Here is a 21110-nt window from a genome sequence, read left to right as displayed (position 1 = left end):
GGCCCGTCGGCCACGAGCATCAACCACTCATTCGAGCGTCGCGGGACACCATGCCTCATCGGGAGCAGGACATGACAGCAGGTACGGAAACGGGCGGACGCTGGAGTGCGGGGGTGATCCCCTACACCGAGATGGGCTACTGGCGGCCCGACTACGAGCCCAAGGACACCGATGTGCTCGCCGCCTTCCGGATGGTTCCGCAGGAGGGCGTCCCGCCGGAGGAGGCCGGGGCCGCCGTCGCCGGTGAGTCCTCGACCGCCACGTGGACCGTGGTGTGGACCGACCGGCTCACCGCCCACGACCACTACCGGGGCAAGTGCTACAAGGTGGAGGCCGTCCCGGGCCGGCCGGGCGAGTTCATCGCCTACATCGCCTACGACCTGGACCTGTTCGAGGAGGGGTCGATCGCCAACCTCACCTCCTCGATCATCGGCAACGTGTTCGGGTTCAAGGCGGTCAAGTCCCTCCGCCTGGAGGACATGCGGATCCCCCCGCACTACGTCAAGACCTTCCAGGGTCCCGCGCACGGCGTCGTGCTGGAGCGCGAGATGCTCAACAAGTACGGGCGCCCGCTGCTCGGTGCCACCATCAAGCCCAAGCTCGGTCTGTCCGCCCGCAACTACGGTCGGGTGGTCTACGAGGGGCTGCGCGGCGGCCTGGACTTCACCAAGGACGACGAGAACATCAACTCCCAGCCGTTCATGCGCTGGCGGGACCGCTTCCTGTTCGGCATGGAGGCGGTCAACCGGGCGCAGGCCGAGACGGGTGAGATCAAGGGGCACTATCTCAACGTCACCGCGGCGACCATGGAGGACATGTACGAGCGTGCGGAGTTCGCCAGGGAACTCGGCAGCGTCATCGTCATGATCGACCTGACGGTCGGCTACACCGCGATCCAGTCGATGGCCAAGTGGGCCCGGAGGAACGGCGTCGTCCTCCATCTGCACCGTGCCGGTCACTCGACCTACACCCGCCAGAAGTCCCACGGTGTGAGCTTCCGCGTCGTGTCCAAGTGGATGCGCCTGGCCGGTGTCGACCACATCCACGCCGGTACGGTCATCGGGAAGCTGGAGGGCGACCGGGGCACCGTCCTGGGCTACTACGACACGCTGCGCAAGGACAAGGTGGAGCCGGACCCGGCCAAGGGCCTGTACTTCGAGCAGGACTGGGTCTCCATGCCGGCGGTCATGCCGGTGGCCTCCGGCGGTATCCACGCCGGCCAGATGCACCAGCTGCTGGACCTGTTCGACGACGACGTCATCCTGCAGTTCGGCGGCGGCACCATCGGCCATCCGATGGGCATCGCGGCGGGCGCGACCGCCAACCGCGTGGCGCTGGAGGCGATGGTCAAGGCCCGCAACGAGGGCAAGGACCTCCTCAGGGAGGGCGAGAGCGTGCTGAAGGCCGCCGCCAAGAACAGCCGGGAGCTCGACATGGCCCTGGCCACCTGGGGTGACATCACCTTCGACTACGCGTCCACCGACACCCCCGATGTCGTCGCGACGCCGGATGCGGTGTGAGGAAGGGGAACTGACCCATGCGCATCACCCAAGGAATGTTCTCGTTTCTCCCCGAGCTGACCGACGAGGAGATCACCGCGCAGGCCCAGTACGCGCTGGACCGCGGCTGGGCGCTCTCGGTCGAGTTCACCGACGACCCGCACCCCCGCAACAACTACTGGGAGATGTGGGGGCTGCCGATGTTCGACGAGACGTCGGCCGCCGGCGTCCTCTACGAGGTGAACGAGTGCCGCAAGGCATACCCGAACCGCTACATCCGGGTGAACGCCTTCGACGCCTCGTACGGCCGGCAGACCACCGCCATGTCGTTCATCGTCAACCGTCCCGCGGACGAGCCCGGGTTCCGGCTCGACCGGCAGGAGGGCTCGGACCGGCGGATCGCCTACTCGACCCATCCCTATGCCCTCGGCCGTCCCGCGGGCGACCGCTACCGGGCCGAGGGATCATGACCGGCCACGGACCCGAACCGCGCCGCCCGGGTTTCGGGATGCCGGCCGGGCCCCAACGCCCGGCCGGGCCGGAGGCCGGCGATCCGCCTCCGCTCGCCGCGGACGCCACCGTCGACCTCGCCGCGGAGCGCCGGCGCTCCGACGTCGACTCGGTGCTCACGGCCCTGGACCGGGAGCTGATCGGGCTGGACTCGATCAAGGCCAAGGTGCGGGACATCGCCGCCCTGCTGCTCGTCGACCGGGCCCGCAGGCAGTTCGGGTTGACCTCGACCCGTCCCAGCCTGCACATGTCCTTCACCGGCAACCCCGGCACCGGGAAGACGACGGTGGCGCTGCGCATGGCCGGCCTGCTGCAGCGGCTCGGCTACATCGAGCGCGGGCACCTGGTGGCCGTGACCCGCGACGACCTCGTCGGGCAGTACGTCGGGCACACCGCGCCAAAGACCAAGGAGGTGCTCAAGCAGGCGATGGGCGGTGTGCTGTTCATCGACGAGGCGTACCACCTGCACCGGCCGGACAACGAGCGTGACTACGGCCAGGAGGCCGTCGAGATCCTCCTGCAGGTCATGGAGAGCGAGCGGGAACACCTCGTTGTCATCATGGCCGGCTACCAGGACAGGATGGACGCGTTCTTCGCCTCGAATCCCGGCTTGAGCTCGCGCATCGCCCACCACCTCGACTTCCCCGACTATGACGTCGAGGCGCTCATGGCCATCGCCCGTCTCATGCTCGAAGGGGAGAACTACCGCTTCTCCGAAACGGCCGAGAAGACGTTCCGCGAGTATCTGAGGCTGCGGATGGAACGGCCTCGGTTCTCCAACGCGCGCAGTGTCCGCAACGCGTTGGAGCGGGCCCGGCTGCGGCAGGCCCACCGGCTGGTGTCCGCGACCGGCCGTGGCTGGGGGAAGGACGATCTGATGCGCTTCGAGCCCGAGGACTTCCTGGGCAGCAGTGTGTTCTCCGACGAGGCGGGCGGCGGTACCCACTCGGCGGCCTGACCACCGGAACCGGAAAAGTGCGAAACTGCGATCTTGTTGATGGGGCGGTCTGATCCATGTCATTTCCCTTGCTGACGGCCACGGCTGCGGTGCCGGCACTGGGCGCCGTCGCCACCGCGGCCGTGCCGGCCGCCGGGCGAGCCGCGGCCAAGTGGACGGCGCTGGCTTTCTCCTTGGGCACGCTGGTGTCGGCGGTGGCGGTGCTGGTGCGCTTCGACCCGGCCGGCCCGCGGTACCAGCTGACCGAGTCCCACACCTGGATCAGTGACTTCGGGGTGCGCTACGAGCTGGGTGTGGACGGCATGGCGGTGGCGTTGACCGTGCTGACCGCGCTGCTGGTCCCGTTCGTCATCCTGGCCGGCTGGCACGATGCCGGGCCGGTGGAGCGGAACGCGCATCGCTGGTGGCGGCCGACTCAGGGCTTCTTCGCATCGATCCTGGCGGTCGAGGCGATGGTGGTGCTGTCCTTCGAGGCCCTCGACGTCTTCTTGTTCTATGTCTTCTTCGAGGCCATGCTGGTGCCGGCGTACTTCCTGATCGGCGGCTTCGGGGACCGGGCCGGAGAGCAGGGCGAGGCCGGGGCAGGAGCGCAACGCTCGTATGCGGCGGTGAAGTTCCTGCTCTACAACCTGGCCGGTGGTCTGGTCATGCTGGCCGCGATGGTCGGTCTGTTCGTCGTGACGGCTGATCAGCTGGGCGCGGGGACCTTCTCGGTCCAGGAGATCGTGCGGGCGCGGGCCGACGGAGCGCTGGCCATGGACACGGTCACCGAACGCGTCCTGTTCCTCGGGTTCTTCCTCGCCTTCGCGGTCAAGGCACCGATGGTGCCGGTGCACACCTGGCTGCCGAACGTGATGGGAGAGTCCGCCGCGCCGGTGGCCGTGCTGATCACGGCGGTGGTCGACAAGGTGGGCACCTTCGCGATGCTCCGGTTCTGCCTGCAGCTCTTCCCGGAGGCGTCGAAGTGGGCCGCTCCGGTGATCCTGGTCCTCGCCGTGGTCGGCATCGTCTACGGTGCCCTGCTGGCCGCCGGGCAGCACGACATCAAGCGGCTGATCGCGTACGCCTCGATCTCCCACTTCGGCTTCATCGTCCTGGGCATCTTCGCGATGACCAGCCAAGGCCAGGTCGGGGCGGCGCTCTACATGGTCAACCACGGCGTATCGACGGCCGTTCTGATGCTGGTCGCCGGCTTCCTCATCTCCCGGCGCGGTTCACGGCTCATCGCCGACTACGGCGGGGTGCAAAAGGTGGCGCCACTGCTGGCGGGCACCTTCCTCATCGGCGGTCTGGCCACCCTGGCCCTGCCCGGCCTCGGCACCTTCGTCAGTGAGTTCCTGGTCCTGGTGGGCACCTTCGGCCGCCACCCGGTGCTGGGTGCCGTCGCCGCCTTCGCCATCGTGCCGGCGGCCCTGTATGTGCTGCTGCTCTACCAGCGCACCATGACCGGGCCGGTGAAGGCGGAGGTGTCCGGGATGCCCGACCTGAAGGTCCGCGAACTCGTGGTCGCCGTCCCGCTGATCGCGCTGCTGATCGGTCTCGGCGTCTACCCCAAGCCGGTCACGGACATCGTCACCCCGTCCGTCCGCCACAGCCTGTCCGATGTGGGTGCGTCGGATCCCGCTCCTGCGGTCCCGGACGCGAAGGGCGGAAGGGCCGCGCCCCCACGGTAGGCGGCACACGAAGGAGACCGGCCTCGATTCCCGCCCTGCGCGAACCCTTGCCGACCCAATCTCCATACTGTAGACAATATTTCGCCGACGTGTTCGGTGTCCTCCCATCTCCGCGGTACTCCCTCGACCGAACGGAGTGTTCACGTGAAAGTCGCAGTTCTCGGCGCCGGTGCGATCGGCGCCTACGTCGGCGCCGCACTCCACCGCGCGGGCGCCGATGTGCACCTCGTCGCCCGTGGACCGCATCTGGCGGCCATGAGGCGGCACGGGGTGCGCGTGCACAGCCCGCGCGGTGACTTCACCGCACGGGCCCACGCCACCGACGACCCGGGCGACATCGGCCCGGTGGACTATGTGTTCCTGGGACTCAAGGCCAACTCGTACGCGGCGTGCGGGCCGCTGATCGAGCCGCTGCTGCACGACGCCACGGCGGTCGTGGCCGCCCAGAACGGCATCCCCTGGTGGTACTTCCACCGGCACGGTGGCCTTCACGACGGCCACCGCGTCGAGAGCGTGGACCCGGACGGCGCGGTCAGTGCGGTGCTCGCGCCCGAACGGGCCATCGGCTGTGTGGTCTACGCGGCGACCGAACTGGAGGCCCCGGGGGTCGTACGCCATCTGGAAGGCACCCGGTTCTCCATCGGCGAGCCCGACCGCAGCGTCTCCGCGCGCTGTCTGGCGTTCAGCGAGACCATGCAGGCGGGCGGCCTGAAGTGCCCGGTCGAAACCGACCTGCGCAACGACATCTGGCTCAAGCTGCTCGGCAACATCTCGTTCAACCCCATCAGCGCCCTGGCCCGCGCGACCATGCGGCAGATGTGCCTGCACGACGGCACCCGCCGGGTCATCGAGATCATGATGAGCGAGACGCTCGCGGTCGCCGAGGCCCTCGGCTGCACGGTCGGCGTCTCCGTCGAACGGCGCCTCGCGGGCGCGGAGCGCGTCGGCGACCACCGCACCTCCACGCTCCAGGACCTGGAGCGCGGCAAGCCGCTCGAACTCGACGTGCTGCTCGCGGCGGTCGTCGAGCTGGCGGAGATCACCGGCGTGGAGGTGCCCACCCTGCGCACCGTCCACGCCATCTCGGATCTGCTCGCGCTGAGGAGCGCCGCATGAGGAAACGAGACCCCAGGACCTACACCCGGCTCACGCACCCGCTCGTGCGGGACTCCCGCGACGAGCCGTTCCGGCAGGCCGGCTGGGACGAGGCGCTGGACCGCGCCGCCCGCGGCCTGGAGGCGGCACGCGGCGCGTTCGGCATGTTCTCCTGCGCCCGCGCCACCAACGAGATGAACTACGTGGCGCAGAAGTTCGCCCGGGTCGTCATGGGCACCAACAACGTCGACTCCTGCAACCGGACCTGCCACGCACCGAGCGTCGCGGGTCTGTCGGCCGCCTTCGGATCGGGCGGCGGGACGTCGTCGTACGAGGAGATCGAGCACACCGACGTCATCGTGATGTGGGGCTCCAACGCCCGCTTCGCCCACCCGATCTTCTTCCAGCACGTGCTCAAGGGCATCAGGAACGGCGCCCGGATGTACGCGGTGGATCCGCGCCGCACCTCGACCGCGGAATGGGCGGAGAGCTGGCTCGGGCTGAACGTCGGAACCGACATCCCGATGGCGCACGCGATCGGCCGCGAGATCATCCACGCGGGCCTGGCGAACGAGGCGTTCATCGAGCGGGCGACGACCGGCTTCGAGGAGTACCGCGCGCTGGTCGAGCCGTGGACGCTGTCGCTCGCCGAGAAGGTGACGGGCGTGCCGGCCCGCGCCATCAGGGAACTTGCGCACGCCTACGCCCGCGCCGAGCGCGCCCAGTTGTGCTGGACCCTCGGCATCACCGAGCACCACAACGGCACCGACAACGTCCGGGCGCTGATCAACCTCTCCCTGCTGACCGGCCATGTCGGCCGCTACGCCTCGGGGCTGCAGCCGCTGCGCGGCCAGAACAACGTGCAGGGCGGCGGCGACATGGGCGCGATCCCCAACCGCCTGCCCGGCTTCCAGGACATCCTCGACCCCGCGACGCGCCACAGGTTCGAATCGGCCTGGGACACCGTCATCCAGCCGCACTACGGGCTGAACCTGACGGAGATGTTCGAGGCGATGGAGGAGGGCACGCTGCGGGCCGTCTACTGCATCGGCGAGAACCCGGCGCAGTCGGAGGCGGACAGCGAGCAGGCGGTACGCCGGCTCCGGGCGCTCGACTTCCTCGTCGTGCAGGACATCTTCCTCACCAGGACGGCCGAACTGGCGGACGTGGTCCTGCCCGCGACCGCCGGGTGGGCGGAGACCGAGGGTACGACGACGAACAGCGAGCGGCGGGTTCAGCGGGTGCGCCGCGCCCTGGCGCCGCCCGGTGAGGCGCGCGAGGACATCGACATCATCTGCGACCTGGCCGCCCGGCTCGGGCACGAGTGGAAGTACGCCGGCGCCGAGGCCGTCTGGAACGAGCTCAGGTCGGTGTCGCCCGACCACTACGGGATGACGTACGAGCGGCTGGAGGAGCACCAGGGCATCCAGTGGCCGTGCCCGAGCACCGACCGGCTCGAACCGACCTTCCTGCACGGCCGGTTGTGGGAGACGGACCCGGCCGGGCGCGGGATGCCCGCGCCCTTCGGGATCGTCCGGCACGACCCGCCCGTGGACCTCACCGACGAGGCGTACCCGATCCGGCTGACGACCGGGCGGCGGCTCGACTCGTACAACACCGGTGTGCAGAGCGGCGGTTTCGCCTCACCGCTGCGGCGGGGCGAGTACGTCGAGCTGTGCCCGGAGGACGCCGAACGCTACGGGGTCGCGGTGGGCGAGGAGGTCCTGGTGGCGTCGCGGCGCGGGTCCGTGGTGGCGCCGGTGTGGGTCGACACCGGCCTGCGGCCCGGGCTCGCGTTCATGACCTTCCACTTTCCCGACGAGGTGGACACCAACCGGCTGACCATCGAGGCCAACTGCCCGATCGCGGGCACCGCGGAGTTCAAGGCGTCGGCGATCCGGATCGAGAAGCTTCCGGCCGCTTCCTCTGGGAGGTGATGTGGTGGATCTGCACTTCGGCGACAGCAAGCCCACGGACGAGGAACGCGCGGCCGTGGACGCCCTGCTGGGCCCTCCGGAGTCCTCGTGGGAGGGCGCGGACCGCTCCGACGCCGATCTGAGATGGGCGCGCGGCGGGCGGGAGGCCCGGGACCGCCGCGACCTGCTGCTGCCGGGGCTGCACGCCGTCAACGACCGGGTCGGCTGGATCAGCGAGGGCGCCCTCGACTACCTGTGCCGGCGGCTGACCGTGCCGCCGGCCGAGGCGTACGGCGTCGCCACCTTCTACGCCATGTTCTCGGTCGGGCCCCGGCCCTCGACCGTGCTCCACGTCTGCACGGACCTCGCGTGCACGGCCGCCGGAGCCCCGGACCTGTGCGCCGGGATCGAGTCCCGGCTGGGCCCCGGCAGCGGTGTCGCGGTGGAACGCAGCCCCTGCCTCGGCCTGTGCGAGCGCGCCCCGGCGGCGCTCGCGATCAGGGCCGGGGACCCGGTCCGTACGGCCGTGCCGGCGCCGGCGACCGTGACGTCGGCCGTCCTCGCGGCGAGCGCGCCCGACTCGGCGCCCGAGGAACCCCCGGCGGCGACGGCGGTGCCCCAGGCAGGCGATCCGTCACTGACGCTGCTGCGCCGCGTCGGCGTGGTCGACCCCTCCTCGCTGGACGACTACCGCGCCCACGGCGGCTACACGGCCCTGCGCCGGGCCTTCGAGCTCGGGCCCGCCGGCGTCATCCGCGAGGTCACCGACTCCGGCCTGCTCGGGCGCGGCGGCGCCGCCTTCCCCACGGGCCGCAAGTGGCAGGCCACGGCGTCCAGGCCCGACCACCCGCACTACCTGGTGTGCAATGCGGACGAGTCCGAGCCGGGCACCTTCAAGGACCGGGTGATCATGGAGGGCGACCCGTACGCGCTCGTCGAGGCGATGACGATCGCGGCGTACGCGACGGGCGCCCACAAGGGGTACCTCTACCTCCGCGGTGAGTACCCGCGCGCGCTGCGGCGCCTGGGGCACGCCATCGGCCAGGCGCGCGCCCGGGGACTGCTCGGCGACGACATCCTCGGCCAGGGGTACGCCTTCGACCTGGAGATCCGGCGCGGCGCGGGCGCCTACATCTGCGGCGAGGAGACGGCCCTGTTCAACTCCATCGAGGGGTACCGGGGGGAGCCTCGCTCGAAGCCCCCGTTCCCCGTCGAGAGGGGACTGTTCGGCAGGCCCACCGTCGCGAACAACGTGGAGACGCTGGTCAACGTCCTGCCGATCCTGACGATGGGCGCCCCGGCCTACGCGGCGATCGGCACGGGCGGGTCCACCGGGCCCAAGCTGTTCTGCGTCTCGGGGAGCGTGGACCGGCCGGGCGTCTACGAACTGCCGTTCGGCGCCACGCTCGGCGAGCTGCTCGCCCTGGCCGGCGTGCGCGAGCGGCTGCGCGCCGTCCTGCTGGGCGGCGCGGCCGGCGGCTTCGTACGCCCCGACGAGCTGGACGTCCCGCTCACCTTCGAAGGCACCCGCGAGGCGGGCACCACGCTCGGCTCGGGCGTCGTCATGGCCTTCGACGACACCGTCCCGCTGCCGCGGCTGCTGCTGCGGATCGCGGAGTTCTTCCGCGACGAGTCCTGCGGCCAGTGCGTGCCCTGCCGGGTCGGGACCGTGCGCCAGGAGGAGGCGCTGCGCCGCATCGCGGAGCGTACCGGCGCGGCGGCCGCCGACGACATCGCCCTGCTCAGGGACGTCGGCCGTGCGATGCGGGACGCCTCGATCTGCGGTCTGGGGCAGACCGCCTGGAACGCCGTGGAATCCGCCATCGACCGTCTGGGGGCGTACGAATGACCGCCATACCGCTCGGAGTGCCCCGCCGGCCGGTCGAGTTCACCATCGACGGCGAGGAGGCCCGGGTCCCCGAGGGATCGACGATCCTCGACGCCTGCCGGGCGGCGGGCAAGGACGTCCCGACGCTCTGCCAGGGCGACACGCTCACCCCGAAGAACGCCTGCCGGGTGTGCGTGGTGGAGGTCGAGGGCTCGCGCACCCTCGTGCCGGCCTGCTCGCGCAGGGCCGAGCCGGGCATGGAGGTGCGGACCGGCACCGAACGGGCCCGCCACAGCCGCAAGGTCGTCCTGGAACTGCTCGCGTCCTCGGCCGACCTGTCGACGACACCGCGGGCGGCCGAGTGGATCAAGGAGTACGAGGCGAAGCCGGACCGCTTCGGGCCGGACGCCGCCCGTCTGGACGAGGAACCGAGGATCGACAACGACCTGTACGTCCGCGACTACGACAAGTGCATCCTCTGCTACAAGTGCGTGGACGCCTGCGGTGACCAGTGGCAGAACACCTTCGCGATCTCCGTGGCCGGCCGCGGCTTCGACGCCCGGATCGCCGTGGAACACGACGCGCCGCTCACGGACTCGGCGTGCGTGTACTGCGGCAACTGCATCGAGGTCTGTCCGACGGGCGCGCTGTCGTTCAAGTCGGAGTTCGACATGCGCGCGGCGGGTACCTGGGACGAGTCGGCGCAGACGCAGACGACCACGGTGTGCGCGTACTGCGGCGTGGGCTGCAACCTCACGCTGCACGTACAGGACAATGAGATCGTCAAGGTCACCTCTCCGCACGACAACCCGGTGACCCACGGCAATCTCTGCATCAAGGGCCGTTTCGGCTACCAGCACGTACAGAACCGGGGCTGATCAGGACATGGGACGAGTCACGGAACGACGCAAGGTGATCCGGATCCGTAACGGGGCGGTCTCCACCCGCCCCGACACGCTCGTCGCCGAGGAACCCCTGGAGATCAGACTCAACGGCAGGCCGCTCGCGATCACCATGCGCACCCCCGGCGACGACTTCGCGCTCGCCGCCGGGTTCCTGGTCAGCGAGGGAGTGCTCGCCGAGCGGGGGGAACTGCGGAACATCGTGTACTGCGCGGGCGCCACGGGTGGAGGTGCCTCCCGCTCGGGCGCAGCGGAGGGCGCCGGAGGCTCGAACACCTACAACGTGGTCGACGTGAGCACCGCGCCGGGCGTGGTGGTCTCCGACATCACGCTGCAACGCAACGTCTACACGAGCTCGTCCTGCGGCCTGTGCGGCAAGGCGAGCCTGGACGCGGTCCGGACAACGGCCCGCTGGTCCATCACCGATACTCCCCCGGTCCGGGTGGACCCTGACTTGCTCGCGAGCCTCCCCGACCGGCTGCGCGCGACCCAGCAGGTGTTCGACCGGACCGGGGGGCTCCACGCGGCGGCCCTGTTCGCCGAGGGCGGCGAACTGCTCGACGTCCGGGAGGACGTGGGCCGGCACAACGCGGTCGACAAGCTGGTCGGCCGCGCCCTGCAGAACGGGAACCTGCCGCTGTCCCGCACGATCCTGCTGGTCTCGGGCCGGGCCTCCTTCGAGCTGGCGCAGAAGGCCGTGATGGCGGGCATCCCGGTGCTGGCGGCGGTCTCGGCGCCCTCGTCGCTGGCCGTGGACCTGGCCGCGGAGACCGGCCTGACCCTGGTGGGCTTCCTGCGGGGCAGCTCCATGAACGTGTACGCGGGTGAGGACCGCATCGCCCTGCGGACCGCGGCCGCCCGAGGCTGACCGGCCCCCCGCGTCACGGCGGCGGGGCCCCGACCGGCGGGGAGCGCCCCCTGCGCCGCAGGGGCCCCGCCTCAGTCCCGGCCGCCCCCGGCGGGGACCGGCCGCAGCAGCGGCGCTCCTCGTCGGCCGGTCCGTCAGCGGTTGGCCGGTCCGTCAGCGGTTGGCCGGTCCGTCAGCGGTTGGCCGGTCCGTCAGCGGTTCGCCGGTCCGTCAGGTTCGCCGGTGCACCGGCCGGTCCGTCAGCGGGCCGTGAGGCGCACCTGGGAGGCGGTCACGACCGATCCCAGTCGCGGGAAGTCCAGCCGCACGGACGCCTCGTGCTCCGCCGCGGTCAACGCGGCCATGGCGTCCTCGACGAAGACGAGGTCGTAGCCGAGGTCGGAGGCGGCGCGGGCGGTGGACTCCACGCCCAGGTTGGTGGCGATGCCTCCGAACACCAAGGTGGTGACGCCGCGCTCCCGCAGGCGCTGATCCAGACCCGTGCCGTGGAAGCCGCCGAGTGTCCGCTTCACCACCTCCAGATCGCCGTCGGTGAGCAGTCCGTCCACCAGTCCGCTGCCGGGTGGCTGCTCGGGGACTCCGGGGCGCTCGACGCGGACGAGGACGACGAGTGCGCCGGCCGAGCGGAACATGCGCGCCAGGTCCTCCGCCGGGACGAGGACGTCGGTGCCCTTGCGGGGCTCCAGTGGCAGGGCGACGACGCGGTCCATCAGGTCGACGAGCACAAGGGCGGTGCGCGCGGGATCGAGCTCCAGGGGTGCGGTCATGACGGAACGTTATCCTCCGTCAGCCCTGTGTGCCCGCGATCCGGATCAACAGGCCGGTGAACAGCTCGCGCGCGGCACCACGCCGCTCCAAGTACCGGCTGTGGCCCGCACGTTGGACGTGGTATGCCCTCTGTCACGAGGCATCGAAGGCCGGCCGCACCGCCGCCCTGCGCACCGGTGCCCCGGTGACGGCGCGGGACACCGTCCTGTGGCTGCCCAGGGGGCGGGCGAGCGGCGCCGACCGCTGAGGTCACCGGTGCCTGCGGGCCGGGACGCACATCGAGGGGCCGCCTCCTGTGCGTCGCGGAGGGAGCCGTCGCCGCCGCCGGTGGTTTTCGCGGTCTCCCTCGGGTGGACGCGGGGTTCGGCGCCACGGGTGCCGCGGTGCGGCGGACCTCAGCCGGAGCGGGTCCCCGTGCCGATCGCGGTGCGTGAGGCCGCGGCCGGTCCGGAGGTGGCCGGCCGCGGCTGCGGATCGCGGGAGCGGCGCTTGGCGATCACCGCGCAGACCATGAGCTGCATCTGGTGGAAGAGCATCAGCGGAAGCACGGCCAGCGAGGCGTGCGTGCCGAACAGCACGCTCGCCATGGGCAGCCCGGCGGCGAGGGACTTCTTCGAGCCGGCGAACTGGATGGCGATCCGGTCCTCCCGGCCGAAGCCCAGCGCACGGCCGCCGTACCAGGTCAGCGTGAGCATCACCGCGAGCACCACCGCCTCGACCAGGAGCAGGCCGCCCAGCCGGAGCGGGCTGACCTGGTGCCAGATGCCCCGGACCATGCCCTCGCTGAAGGCCGTGTAGACGACCAGCAGGATCGAGCCGCGGTCGACCAGCCCGAGCACCTTCTTGTGCCGGGTGATGAAGCTCCCGATCCAGCGCCGCAGCACCTGTCCCGCGAGGAACGGCACCAGCAGCTGCAGCACGATCTTGACGAGCGAGTCCGCGGAGAACCCGCCTCCGCTGTTGCCGAGCAGCGCCGCCGCGAGCAGCGGGGTGACGACGATGCCCACGAGGGAGGAGAAGGATCCCGCGCAGATCGCGGCGGGCACGTTGCCGCGCGCGATCGAGGTGAAGGCGATCGAGGACTGGATGGTCGACGGGACGAGGGTGAGGAAGAGCAGGCCGGTGTAGAGGTCGTGCGTCAGCAGCACCGGCACCAGGCCCCGGGCGGCCACGCCCAGCAGCGGGAAGATCACGAACGTGCAGGCCAGCACCGTGACGTGGAGCCGCCAGTGCTTGAGCCCCGTCAGGGCCTCCCGGGTGGAGAGCCGGGCTCCGTACAGGAAGAAGAGGAGGGCGATCGCGGCGGTGGAGGCGCCCGACGCGACATCGGCGGCCGTGCCCCGCGCCGGGAGGAGGGCCGCTGCGCCCACGGTCCCCAGCAACAGGAGGATGTACGGGTCCACGGGGATCCAACGCGGCCACTGCAGGCGTTTCACTGTGCTCCACTACTTCGCTGTACGTCCGGTGCCGGACACGCTCGTGCCCTCTCCATCGTCCTCCTCCGCCGATCGATCGGGAATCCGGCATACCGCTCTGACTGCCATCGCGTTCCGCGATAACCTGGGCGGCGTGTACGACCCCTCCCACCTGCGGACGTTTCTGGCGGTCGCCCAGACCCTGAGCTTCACGCAGGCCGCCCGGCGGCTCGGGCTGCGCCAGTCCACGGTCAGCCAGCATGTGCGGCGCCTGGAGGACGCGACCGGGCGGCAGCTGTTCTCCCGGGACACGCACTCGGTCGAGCTGACCGAGGACGGCGAGGCGATGCTCGGCTTCGCGCGCCGGATCCTGGAGGTGCACGAGCAGGCGACAGCGTTCTTCACCGGCACGCGCCTGCGGGGCCGGCTCAGGTTCGGCGCCTCGGAGGACTTCGTCGCCACCCGCCTTCCGGAGATCCTGGAGGGGTTCCGCCACGACCACCCCGAGGTCGATCTGGAGCTGACGGTCGAGCTGTCCGGCGTGCTCCACGAGCAGCTCGCCACGGGCCGGCTCGACCTGGTGCTGGCCAAGCGGCGCCCCCAGGACCCGCGCGGGGAACTGGTCTGGCACGACAGACTGGTGTGGATCGGCGCGGAGCGGCTGCGACTGGACCCGGAGCGCCCGGTGCCGCTGATCGTCTACCCACCGCCGGGCATCACCCGTGCCCGCGCCCTGGAGGCCCTGGAGAGGCAGGGCCGCGCCTGGCGCATCGCCTGCACGAGCGGCAGCCTCAACGGCCTGGTCGCGGCGGCCCGCGCCGGCCTCGGCGTGATGGTCCACTCCCGCGGTCTGGTCCCGCCCGGTCTGGTGCGGATCCCCGAGCGGGCGGGCCTGCCGGAGCTGGGCGAGGTCGACTTCGTCCTGGTGCACGGGCAGCGGCCCGGCCCGGCCCGCAACGCGGCCCGGGCACTGGCGGCGGCGATCCTTGCCGGCGGGGACCGGCTGCACCGCCGCTGAGCGGGCTCGGCGCAGTCCGGTGCGGTTCGGTGCGGTTCGGCAGCGCCCCGAAGGGACGCGGGGTACTGCGCGACGAGCCTCCCCCAAGCTCTCGGCCACGTTCGAGCAGGGCCCCCATCGGACCCGCAGGTGATGCACCGGACATCCCGCGGAGCGCTTGGCACGGGACCGGCGACGCGCACCGCCACCGGTGTTACTCGCGGGTAGAGCGCTTGTCGCGGTAATCGCACCGTACAGATTCCGTGGAGATTGCGGGGCCGGAACCTACGCAGCAGTAGGGATTTACGCCCATCCCTCTCCGTTGTGCGGGCGTTTTCCGGACCTGACCTGTGCATTTGCGGACAGCGCCCCGGTTTCCGCCCCCCTCCCGCCCGGCCGCCCGGTGGGGTAGCTTTCACGGCGCTGTGCGGAGCGCCACAAGGAGCGGGATTGCGCGAGTTCACCAACCCCCCGTTGGCGTCGACGCCGCCGGTGGGCGGTCTGGCCGACGTCGTCTTCGAGCATGCCCAGGAAGATCCGCTCCGTGTCGCCCTCGGCCGCAAGGACGAGGAGGGCCGGTGGCGGGATGTGACCGCCGCGGAGTTCCGGGACGAGGTGCTGGCGCTCGCCAAGGGGCTGCTGGCCGAAGGGGTCCGCTTCGGCGACCGGGTCGCGATCATGTGCCGCACGCGCTACGAGTGGACGCTCTTCGACTTCGCGCTGTGGACGATCGGCGCGCAGGTGGTACCCGTCTACCCCACCTCCTCGGCCGAGCAGGTCTTCTGGATGCTGCACGACGCGCAGGTCACGGCCGCGATGGTGGAGCACGAGGACCACGCGATGACGATCGCCACGGTCATCGACCGGCTGCCGCAGCTGCACCGGCTGTGGCAGCTGGACGTGGGCGCCGTCCAGAAGCTGTACGACGCGGGTGCCCACATCGACGACGAGGTGGTGCACCGGCACCGGCAGGCGGTCACCCCGGACTCGGTCGCGACGGTGATCTACACCTCGGGCACCACGGGCCGTCCCAAGGGCTGCGTCCTCTCGCACGGGAACTTCATGTTCGAGGCCGACACGGTCATCGAGCGCTGGGAGCCGGTCTTCCACTCCAAGAAGGGCGACGAGGCGGCCACGTTGCTGTTCCTGCCGCTGGCCCACGTCTTCGGCCGGATGGTGCAGGTGGCGGCCATCCGCGGCAGGGTCAAGTTCGGCCACCAGCCCCAGTTGAACGCGGCGGCCCTGCTGCCGGACCTGGCCGCGTTCAGGCCGACGTTCTTCCTCGCCGTGCCGTACATCTTCGAGAAGGTGTTCAACGCGGCCCGCCGCAAGGCCGAGAAGGAGGGCCGCTCCGGCCCGTTCGAGAAGGCGGTCGAGGTCGCCGTCAAGTACGCGGACGCGGTCGAGGCGAAGGCGTGGGGCATCGGGCCCGGGCCGTCCGCGGGCCTGCGCATGCAGCACCAGTTCTTCGACAAGGTCGTGTACGCCAAGATCCGCGCCGCGATGGGCGGCCGGGTACGGCACGCGATGTCCGGGGGTTCGGCGATGGACCGCCGGCTCGGGCTGTTCTTCGCGGGCGCCGGCGTGCAGATCTACGAGGGGTACGGGCTGACGGAGTCGACGGCGGCCGCGACCGCCAACCCTCCCGAGCGCACCCGGTACGGCACCGTCGGCCAGGCCATCCCCGGCACGACCGTGCACATCGCCGACGACGGCGAGATCTGGCTGCACGGCGGCAACATCTTCCAGGGCTACCTCAACAACCCGAAGGCCACCGACGAGACCCTGCACGACGGCTGGCTGGCCACCGGCGACCTGGGCTCCCTCGACGAGGACGGCTATCTCACCATCACCGGGCGCAAGAAGGAGATCCTGGTGACCTCCGGCGGCAAGAGCGTCTCGCCCGGGCTGCTGGAGGAACGGGTACGGGACCACCCCCTGGTCGCGCAGTGCATCGTCGTCGGCAACGACCGCCCGTACGTGGCGGCGCTCGTCACGCTCGACTCGGAGGCCGTGGAGCACTGGCTGCAGATGCGCGGCAAGCCGCAGATGTCCCCGGCCCAGCTCGTCCGCGACCCGGATCTGGAGACCGAGGTGCGGCGGGCGGTGGTGGCCGCCAACACACTTGTCTCACAGGCCGAGTCGATCCGCACGTTCCGTATCCTCGCCCACCAGTTCACCGAGGAGCACGGCCTGCTCACGCCGTCGCTGAAGCTGAAGCGCAAGGCGATCGAGAACGCGTACGCGACCGAGGTGGAGGCGCTGTACCGGGCCTGAGACCGGTGCGGGGCCGCCCCCGTCCGCCCCCGTCCGCGGCGTGGACGGGCGCCGCCGGGACCATTTCCGGCCAATGTCCGCCCGGCGTCGAGATTCCGCGGGGAAACGGCCGGTCAGGAATGCGTGTCGCACCGTGATCGTTGACGATGGGAGTACCCACCCGACGACTGAAGGATCGAGAGCTCGTGAGCAGCAAGGTCCCCCCGATCATCCTGAACAACGGCGTCGAGATGCCCCAGCTGGGCTTCGGCGTCTGGCAGGTGCCGGACGGCGAGGCGGAGAGCGCCGTCGCCACCGCTCTGGAGGCCGGGTACCGCAGCATCGACACAGCGGCGATCTACGGCAACGAAGAGGGCGTCGGCAAGGCGGTGGCCGCCTCCGGCATCCCCCGCGAGGACCTCTTCGTCACCACCAAGCTCTGGAACAGCGACCACGGGTACGACTCCACGCTGCGCGCCTTCGACGCGTCGCTGGCGAAGCTCGGCCTGGAGTACGTGGATCTGTACCTGATCCACTGGCCGTTGCCGTCCCGTGGCAGGTTCATCGAGACGTACAAGGCCTTCGAGAAGATCCACGCGGACGGCCGCGCCAAGGCGATCGGCGTCTCCAACTTCCTTCCCGAGCACCTGGAGCGCCTGATCGACGCGACGTCGGTCATCCCCGCGGTGAACCAGATCGAGCTGCATCCGCATCTGCAGCAGCCGGCGGCCCGTGAATACCACGCGGAGCAGGGCATCGCGACGGAGGCGTGGTCGCCGCTCGGCCAGGGCAAGGGCCTTCTGGAGGTCCCGGCGATCGTCGCCATCGCCCAGAAGCACGGCCGCTCCCCCGCCCAGGTCGTGCTGCGCTGGCACCTCCAGCTCGGCACCATCGTGATCCCCAAGTCCGTGACCCCGTCCCGGATCAGGGAGAACATCCAGGTCTTCGACTTCTCCCTGGACACCGAGGACATGGCGGCGATCAGCGCGCTCAACGAGGACCGTCGCATCGGCCCCGACCCGGCGACGTTCGACATGGCCTGACGCCGGCTCGTCCGCCGGCCCCGGCCCACGGCCCGGCCCCGCTTCCACGCGGCCGGGCCGTCGTCGTCCTGGGCCGTCGCCGGCCGCGGTGGGGCCGAAGCGCCGGCGGGCCTCCCGCCGCGGCGCATGCCGTATCGGGCGCCGACGTCAGTCGGGCTGTCCGAGCGGCTGTACCACCACTGTGTTGACGTCGACGCCCACGGGCCGGCGGATCGCCCAGACGACCGAGTCGGCGATCTGGTCGGCGGTGAGGAGATGCCCCGGCGGCAGGCTGCCGTAGCCGTCCCAGAACGGCGTCTCGACACGGCCGGGCGCGATCAGGGTCACGCGGCACGCACCTGGTCGTACTCGGCCATGTTCCCGGTGATGGTCAACAGCCCGGCCGGGTCGCCGAGTTCCGCCGCGCAGCCGCTGCTCGCCGCGTCCCGTGACGGCCACCCGGTGCCCCGCGTCGAGCAGCCGCCGTGCCACGGCGGCGCCGATGCCGCTGCCCCCGCCGGTGAAAGTCAAGTGCCGCGGCGGCGCGTCTCACACGGGCCGGACGGCCGTGTACACCGTGTGCGCCTTCAGGACGAACACGTCCTTCCGGCGGTGCACGCTCGCGTCGTCCTCGGGGTCCAGGAGGCGGTCGAGGGTGGTGCGGTCGTCGGGACCGAGGTCGTCGGCGAGCGCCTCGCGCAGCCGTGTCAGGGAGGCGGCGACGTAGCCGCGGGCGCGGTCCGTGACCGGGGCGGGCAGGTCCAGCAGGAAGCTGCGGGTGCCGGTGTGCTTCAGGCCGGCCGCGGTCAGCAGCGCCGGCCAGTCCTCGGTCTCCGTGACGGCACCGGGCAGCTCGGCCCGCATCCGTGTGAACCACTCCGCCTCCACCGCGTCGAGGCGCGCCTGCAGGCCCGGACGCCCGAAGCCGATGTCCCGCGGCAGGAACCGCGCGGGCAGACCGCCCTCCAGCAGGGCCAGGGTGCCCCCGGGTGCCAGCCGTGCGGCGAACGCGGCGAGGGCGGCCCGCTGGTCGCCCAGGTGGTGCAGGCTGTTGCCGGCCCACAGCAGGCCGGCCGGGTGGTCCAGCCCGCCCAGGGCCTCCGGCAGGTCACCGGCGATGGTATCGAAGCGGTCGGCGAGGCCGAGACGGGCGGCCCGGGCCCGGGCGCGCTCCAGCAGTGGCGCGGAGCCGTCCACCGCGACCACGCGCGCGCCCGGGAACGCCTCGGCGAAATAGCAGGAGATCACGCCCGGCCCACTGCCCGTGTCGACGATCAGACCGGGCTCCGGCATGTCCTCGGCCAGCCACGCCATGACCTTCTCGTACAGGGGGGCGAACAGCTCCGCCTGGGCCTCCAGCACGGGGGCCATGACGGCCCAGTCGATGTCGGTGTGGTCGTGGTGCCCGTGGTGCCCGTGGTGGCCCTGGCGGTCCCGATGACCGTGGTGTGCGTGCGCCATGGTGGTCAGCCTCCCTTGTCGATGCCGCCAGCCTGCGCCGACGCCCCGTGATCCGGCCACTTCGGTTGCCGGGGCGGCAAAAACCACGGCGGTTCGCGATCCGCGGGGACCGGCCCTCCCTGGCCGGGCCCCGCGGATCGCCTCAGGCCGGGGTCAGGACAGCGGCGGATAGGCGTTCGCCATCAGCTGCTGGAACTGCGCCGAGAACCAGTGCCCGGACAGCGGTGCGTCCGGCAGCGCGCCCGACATGTTGTTGCCGTTGCGCGCGTTGCCCGTGTAGGTCGGGTCGCACATGCGGTCGAAGCCCTTGCCCTCGTCGTTCGGGATGGCCGTGCTGGAGCCGTCGGACTCACCCGGCGGCTTCATCCACACGTAGGCGTCGATACCGGCGGCCGGCGACGCCTGCGGGCGCTCGCCGAGCCCGGCGCCCGCCTGGTTGCACCAGTTGCCGATGTGGATGCGCCGGTCGTAGCGGCCGCCGTCGACATAGGTGTCCACGCTGGTCGTGGCGCCCGGTCCGGAGGGCCGGGCGGAGCCGCCCCAGCCGTTGCGGGAGGTGTCGATCAGCATCCCGATGTCCGAGTTGAACCCGACCGAGACCAGCTTGTCGCGGAACGCCTGCGCGTACGACAGCTCATCGACGTACCGGTTCCAGTCGACCCACTTGGACTGGCGCACCGAGGTGCCGTTCACGGTGTCGCCGACCGTGAAGTTCTCCTCCTTGAGGGCGCTGTAGTTCGCCGTGTTGGTGATGAAGCCCGCCACGTCGTCGACCGTCGCGCCCTCGCTCGTGGCCGCCTGCTTGAACAGGTCCGCCGACGGGCCGAAGTTGTCGTCCCAGCCCAGCCAGCCGTGGTGCCCGGCGTCCACGTAGTTGTAGACGTTGGGGATCGCACCGAGCGTGGCGAGCGCGTAGCCGACGCCCTTCACATAGTTGCCGTTGGCCTTCATCGTGTCGCACTGGGGCGTGGCCGTGGCCCGGCTGCCGGTGTTGGTGACCAGGTTCGGCAGCGAGTCGATCTCGATCGTGGTGACGATCCGCAGTGGGGCGTACTTCGGGTCGGCCAGGATCGCCGCGATCGGGTCGATGAACTGCGTCTTGTACTTGTCGATCTCCGTCGGGCCGAGTTCGCCGTTGGACGCCAGGGCCGCGCAGTCGCGTCCCGGCAGGTCGTAGACGACGAGCTGGACGACCTCTTCGCCGCTGCCCTTCTGGGCGAGGGCCGCGTCCAGGTGGTCGCGCAGGCCCATGCCGCCGTTCACGCCGTCGATCGCCGCGATGCGGTCGAGCCAGACGCCGGTGGACTGGTTCGAGACGCGGCTGCCACCCGGCTCCGCGGCGGCCTTCGCGGACCACTCCGGGTTCACGTACATCTTGGCTCCGGCGTACGGGTTGTCGACGCGGCCGCTCGGGTCGGTGCCGCCACCGCCACCGCCACCGCCTCCGCCTCCGCCTCCGCCACCGCTGCCGCCGTCGTCGACGTTGCAGGTGACGCCGTCGAGGGTGAAGGCCGTCGGGACCGCGTTGGTGCCGCTGTAGGAGGCGTTGAACCCGAAACTGACCGAACCGCCCGTCGCGAGCGCGCCGTTGTAGGTCTCGTTGGCCGCGGTGACCTCGGCCCCGCTCTGGCTGATCCGCGCGTTCCAGCCGCTGGTGACCTGCTGGTTGCCGGCGTAGGACCACTTCACCGCCCAACTGCTCTTGGCGGCACCGTTGTTGGTGACGGTGACGGCGGCGGTGAAGCCGGTGTCCCACTGGTTCTGCACCGTGTAGGCGACGGTGCAGGGGACGGCGCTGATCCCGGCGCCCGACGAGGGGACGGCGGCAGCCGCGGGTCCGGAGGCCCCGGCGGCCAGCGCCAGCGCGGCGAACATCGCTGTTCTGGTACGACTCATGAGTGCGGGTTTCCTTCTCTGTCCACGGGATGTTGACCGTTGCGGA

Annotated in this window: 17 protein-coding genes and 1 pseudogene; 13 read left to right on the top strand and 5 right to left on the bottom strand. The window is 71.1% G+C overall.

The genetic code is table 11. The features are described 5' to 3' along the window. The first annotated feature begins 71 nt into the window (after positions 1-71). From ACZ79I_RS33790 to fdhD, 9 genes are all read left to right on the top strand, one after another. A complete protein-coding gene (locus ACZ79I_RS33790) occupies positions 72-1520 on the top strand; it encodes a form I ribulose bisphosphate carboxylase large subunit (protein ID WP_471502627.1) in 1449 nt (482 codons plus the stop codon). Between the two features lie 17 nt (positions 1521-1537). Further along, positions 1538-1969 (top strand): ribulose bisphosphate carboxylase small subunit, encoded by a 432-nt coding sequence (locus ACZ79I_RS33785; RefSeq protein ID WP_471502625.1) that lies wholly within the window; start codon positions 1538-1540, stop codon positions 1967-1969. Beyond that, a complete protein-coding gene (gene cbbX, locus ACZ79I_RS33780) occupies positions 1966-2967 on the top strand; it encodes a CbbX protein (protein ID WP_471502623.1) in 1002 nt (333 codons plus the stop codon). The genes ACZ79I_RS33785 and cbbX overlap by 4 nt, the downstream gene beginning before the upstream one ends. Positions 2968-3023: 56 nt before the next feature. Continuing rightward, positions 3024-4640, top strand: coding sequence for an NADH-quinone oxidoreductase subunit M (locus ACZ79I_RS33775; RefSeq protein WP_471502621.1), 1617 nt, complete (start codon positions 3024-3026; stop codon positions 4638-4640). A 144-nt stretch (positions 4641-4784) separates the two neighbouring features. Beyond that, positions 4785-5756 carry a 2-dehydropantoate 2-reductase gene (locus ACZ79I_RS33770; RefSeq protein ID WP_471502619.1) on the top strand — a complete coding sequence of 324 codons (972 nt, stop codon included), beginning with the start codon at positions 4785-4787 and terminating at the stop codon, positions 5754-5756. After that, entirely contained in the window at positions 5753-7672 is a 1920-nt protein-coding gene (locus ACZ79I_RS33765) for a molybdopterin oxidoreductase family protein (protein ID WP_471502617.1), read from the top strand. The genes ACZ79I_RS33770 and ACZ79I_RS33765 overlap by 4 nt, the downstream gene beginning before the upstream one ends. A 4-nt stretch (positions 7673-7676) precedes the next feature. Continuing rightward, a complete protein-coding gene (locus ACZ79I_RS33760) occupies positions 7677-9500 on the top strand; it encodes an NADH-ubiquinone oxidoreductase-F iron-sulfur binding region domain-containing protein (RefSeq protein ID WP_471502615.1) in 1824 nt (607 codons plus the stop codon). Further along, entirely contained in the window at positions 9497-10357 is an 861-nt protein-coding gene (locus ACZ79I_RS33755; protein WP_471502613.1) for a 2Fe-2S iron-sulfur cluster-binding protein, read from the top strand. The genes ACZ79I_RS33760 and ACZ79I_RS33755 overlap by 4 nt, the downstream gene beginning before the upstream one ends. Before the next feature lie 7 nt (positions 10358-10364). Next, the gene (gene fdhD, locus ACZ79I_RS33750; protein WP_471502611.1) at positions 10365-11249 is read left to right on the top strand and encodes a formate dehydrogenase accessory sulfurtransferase FdhD; all 885 of its coding nucleotides are present in this window, start codon (positions 10365-10367) and stop codon (positions 11247-11249) included. A gap of 239 nt (positions 11250-11488) precedes the next feature. Here the strand turns inward: fdhD and ACZ79I_RS33745 are convergent, their stop codons facing one another. Then, a complete protein-coding gene (locus tag ACZ79I_RS33745) occupies positions 11489-12016 on the bottom strand; it encodes an isochorismatase family protein (RefSeq protein WP_471502609.1) in 528 nt (175 codons plus the stop codon). A 56-nt stretch (positions 12017-12072) separates the two neighbouring features. Between ACZ79I_RS33745 and ACZ79I_RS33740 the strand changes: the two genes are divergently transcribed. Further along, positions 12073-12264: a hypothetical protein gene (locus ACZ79I_RS33740; protein ID WP_471502607.1), complete on the top strand. Its 192-nt coding sequence runs from the start codon at positions 12073-12075 to the stop codon at positions 12262-12264. 148 nt (positions 12265-12412) lie between these two features. On the opposite strand, the gene ACZ79I_RS33735 is transcribed toward ACZ79I_RS33740, so the two are convergent. Continuing rightward, on the bottom strand, positions 12413-13453 hold the full coding sequence (locus tag ACZ79I_RS33735) for a bile acid:sodium symporter family protein (protein ID WP_471502605.1): 1041 nt from the start codon (positions 13451-13453) through the stop codon (positions 12413-12415). A 133-nt stretch (positions 13454-13586) separates the two neighbouring features. Between ACZ79I_RS33735 and ACZ79I_RS33730 the strand changes: the two genes are divergently transcribed. The 3 genes from ACZ79I_RS33730 (at position 13587) to ACZ79I_RS33720 (ending at position 17728) form a co-directional block, all read left to right on the top strand. Then, positions 13587-14450, top strand: a complete 864-nt coding sequence (locus tag ACZ79I_RS33730) for a LysR substrate-binding domain-containing protein (RefSeq protein WP_471502603.1) — start codon at positions 13587-13589, stop codon at positions 14448-14450. A gap of 429 nt (positions 14451-14879) precedes the next feature. Continuing rightward, positions 14880-16706 carry an AMP-dependent synthetase/ligase gene (locus tag ACZ79I_RS33725; RefSeq protein ID WP_471502601.1) on the top strand — a complete coding sequence of 609 codons (1827 nt, stop codon included), beginning with the start codon at positions 14880-14882 and terminating at the stop codon, positions 16704-16706. A gap of 185 nt (positions 16707-16891) precedes the next feature. Next, on the top strand, positions 16892-17728 hold the full coding sequence (locus ACZ79I_RS33720; protein WP_471502599.1) for an aldo/keto reductase: 837 nt from the start codon (positions 16892-16894) through the stop codon (positions 17726-17728). A 147-nt stretch (positions 17729-17875) separates the two neighbouring features. On the opposite strand, the pseudogene ACZ79I_RS33715 reads toward ACZ79I_RS33720, so the two are convergent. The 3 genes and pseudogenes from ACZ79I_RS33715 to ACZ79I_RS33705 all read right to left on the bottom strand — a co-directional run bounded on the left by ACZ79I_RS33715 (position 17876) and on the right by ACZ79I_RS33705 (position 21064). After that, a pseudogene (locus ACZ79I_RS33715) lies at positions 17876-18238 on the bottom strand (SDR family NAD(P)-dependent oxidoreductase). An 18-nt stretch (positions 18239-18256) separates the two neighbouring features. Continuing rightward, positions 18257-19168 carry a class I SAM-dependent methyltransferase gene (locus ACZ79I_RS33710; RefSeq protein ID WP_471502597.1) on the bottom strand — a complete coding sequence of 304 codons (912 nt, stop codon included), beginning with the start codon at positions 19166-19168 and terminating at the stop codon, positions 18257-18259. Between the two features lie 153 nt (positions 19169-19321). Beyond that, positions 19322-21064 (bottom strand): glycoside hydrolase family 6 protein, encoded by a 1743-nt coding sequence (locus tag ACZ79I_RS33705; protein WP_471502595.1) that lies wholly within the window; start codon positions 21062-21064, stop codon positions 19322-19324. Positions 21065-21110: the final 46 nt, after the last annotated feature.

It is taken from the genome of Streptomyces sp. PSU-S4-23, assembly GCF_055632315.1.
The sequence above is the reverse complement of the archived record's forward strand: the minus strand, read 5'-3'. Positions and strand labels throughout refer to the sequence as shown.

What these genes read in the sequence shown, in the direction of transcription:
- ACZ79I_RS33765 (WP_471502617.1), top strand. Translation starts at nt 5,753, where the DNA reads ATGAGGAAACGAGACCCCAGGACCTACACCCGGCTCACGCACCCGCTC.
- ACZ79I_RS33705 (WP_471502595.1), bottom strand. Translation starts at nt 21,064, where the DNA reads ATGAGTCGTACCAGAACAGCGATGTTCGCCGCGCTGGCGCTGGCCGCC.
- cbbX (WP_471502623.1), top strand. Translation starts at nt 1,966, where the DNA reads ATGACCGGCCACGGACCCGAACCGCGCCGCCCGGGTTTCGGGATGCCG.
- ACZ79I_RS33785 (WP_471502625.1), top strand. Translation starts at nt 1,538, where the DNA reads ATGCGCATCACCCAAGGAATGTTCTCGTTTCTCCCCGAGCTGACCGAC.
- ACZ79I_RS33790 (WP_471502627.1), top strand. Translation starts at nt 72, where the DNA reads ATGACAGCAGGTACGGAAACGGGCGGACGCTGGAGTGCGGGGGTGATC.
- ACZ79I_RS33775 (WP_471502621.1), top strand. Translation starts at nt 3,024, where the DNA reads ATGTCATTTCCCTTGCTGACGGCCACGGCTGCGGTGCCGGCACTGGGC.
- fdhD (WP_471502611.1), top strand. Translation starts at nt 10,365, where the DNA reads ATGGGACGAGTCACGGAACGACGCAAGGTGATCCGGATCCGTAACGGG.
- ACZ79I_RS33755 (WP_471502613.1), top strand. Translation starts at nt 9,497, where the DNA reads ATGACCGCCATACCGCTCGGAGTGCCCCGCCGGCCGGTCGAGTTCACC.
- ACZ79I_RS33745 (WP_471502609.1), bottom strand. Translation starts at nt 12,016, where the DNA reads ATGACCGCACCCCTGGAGCTCGATCCCGCGCGCACCGCCCTTGTGCTC.
- ACZ79I_RS33710 (WP_471502597.1), bottom strand. Translation starts at nt 19,168, where the DNA reads ATGGCGCACGCACACCACGGTCATCGGGACCGCCAGGGCCACCACGGG.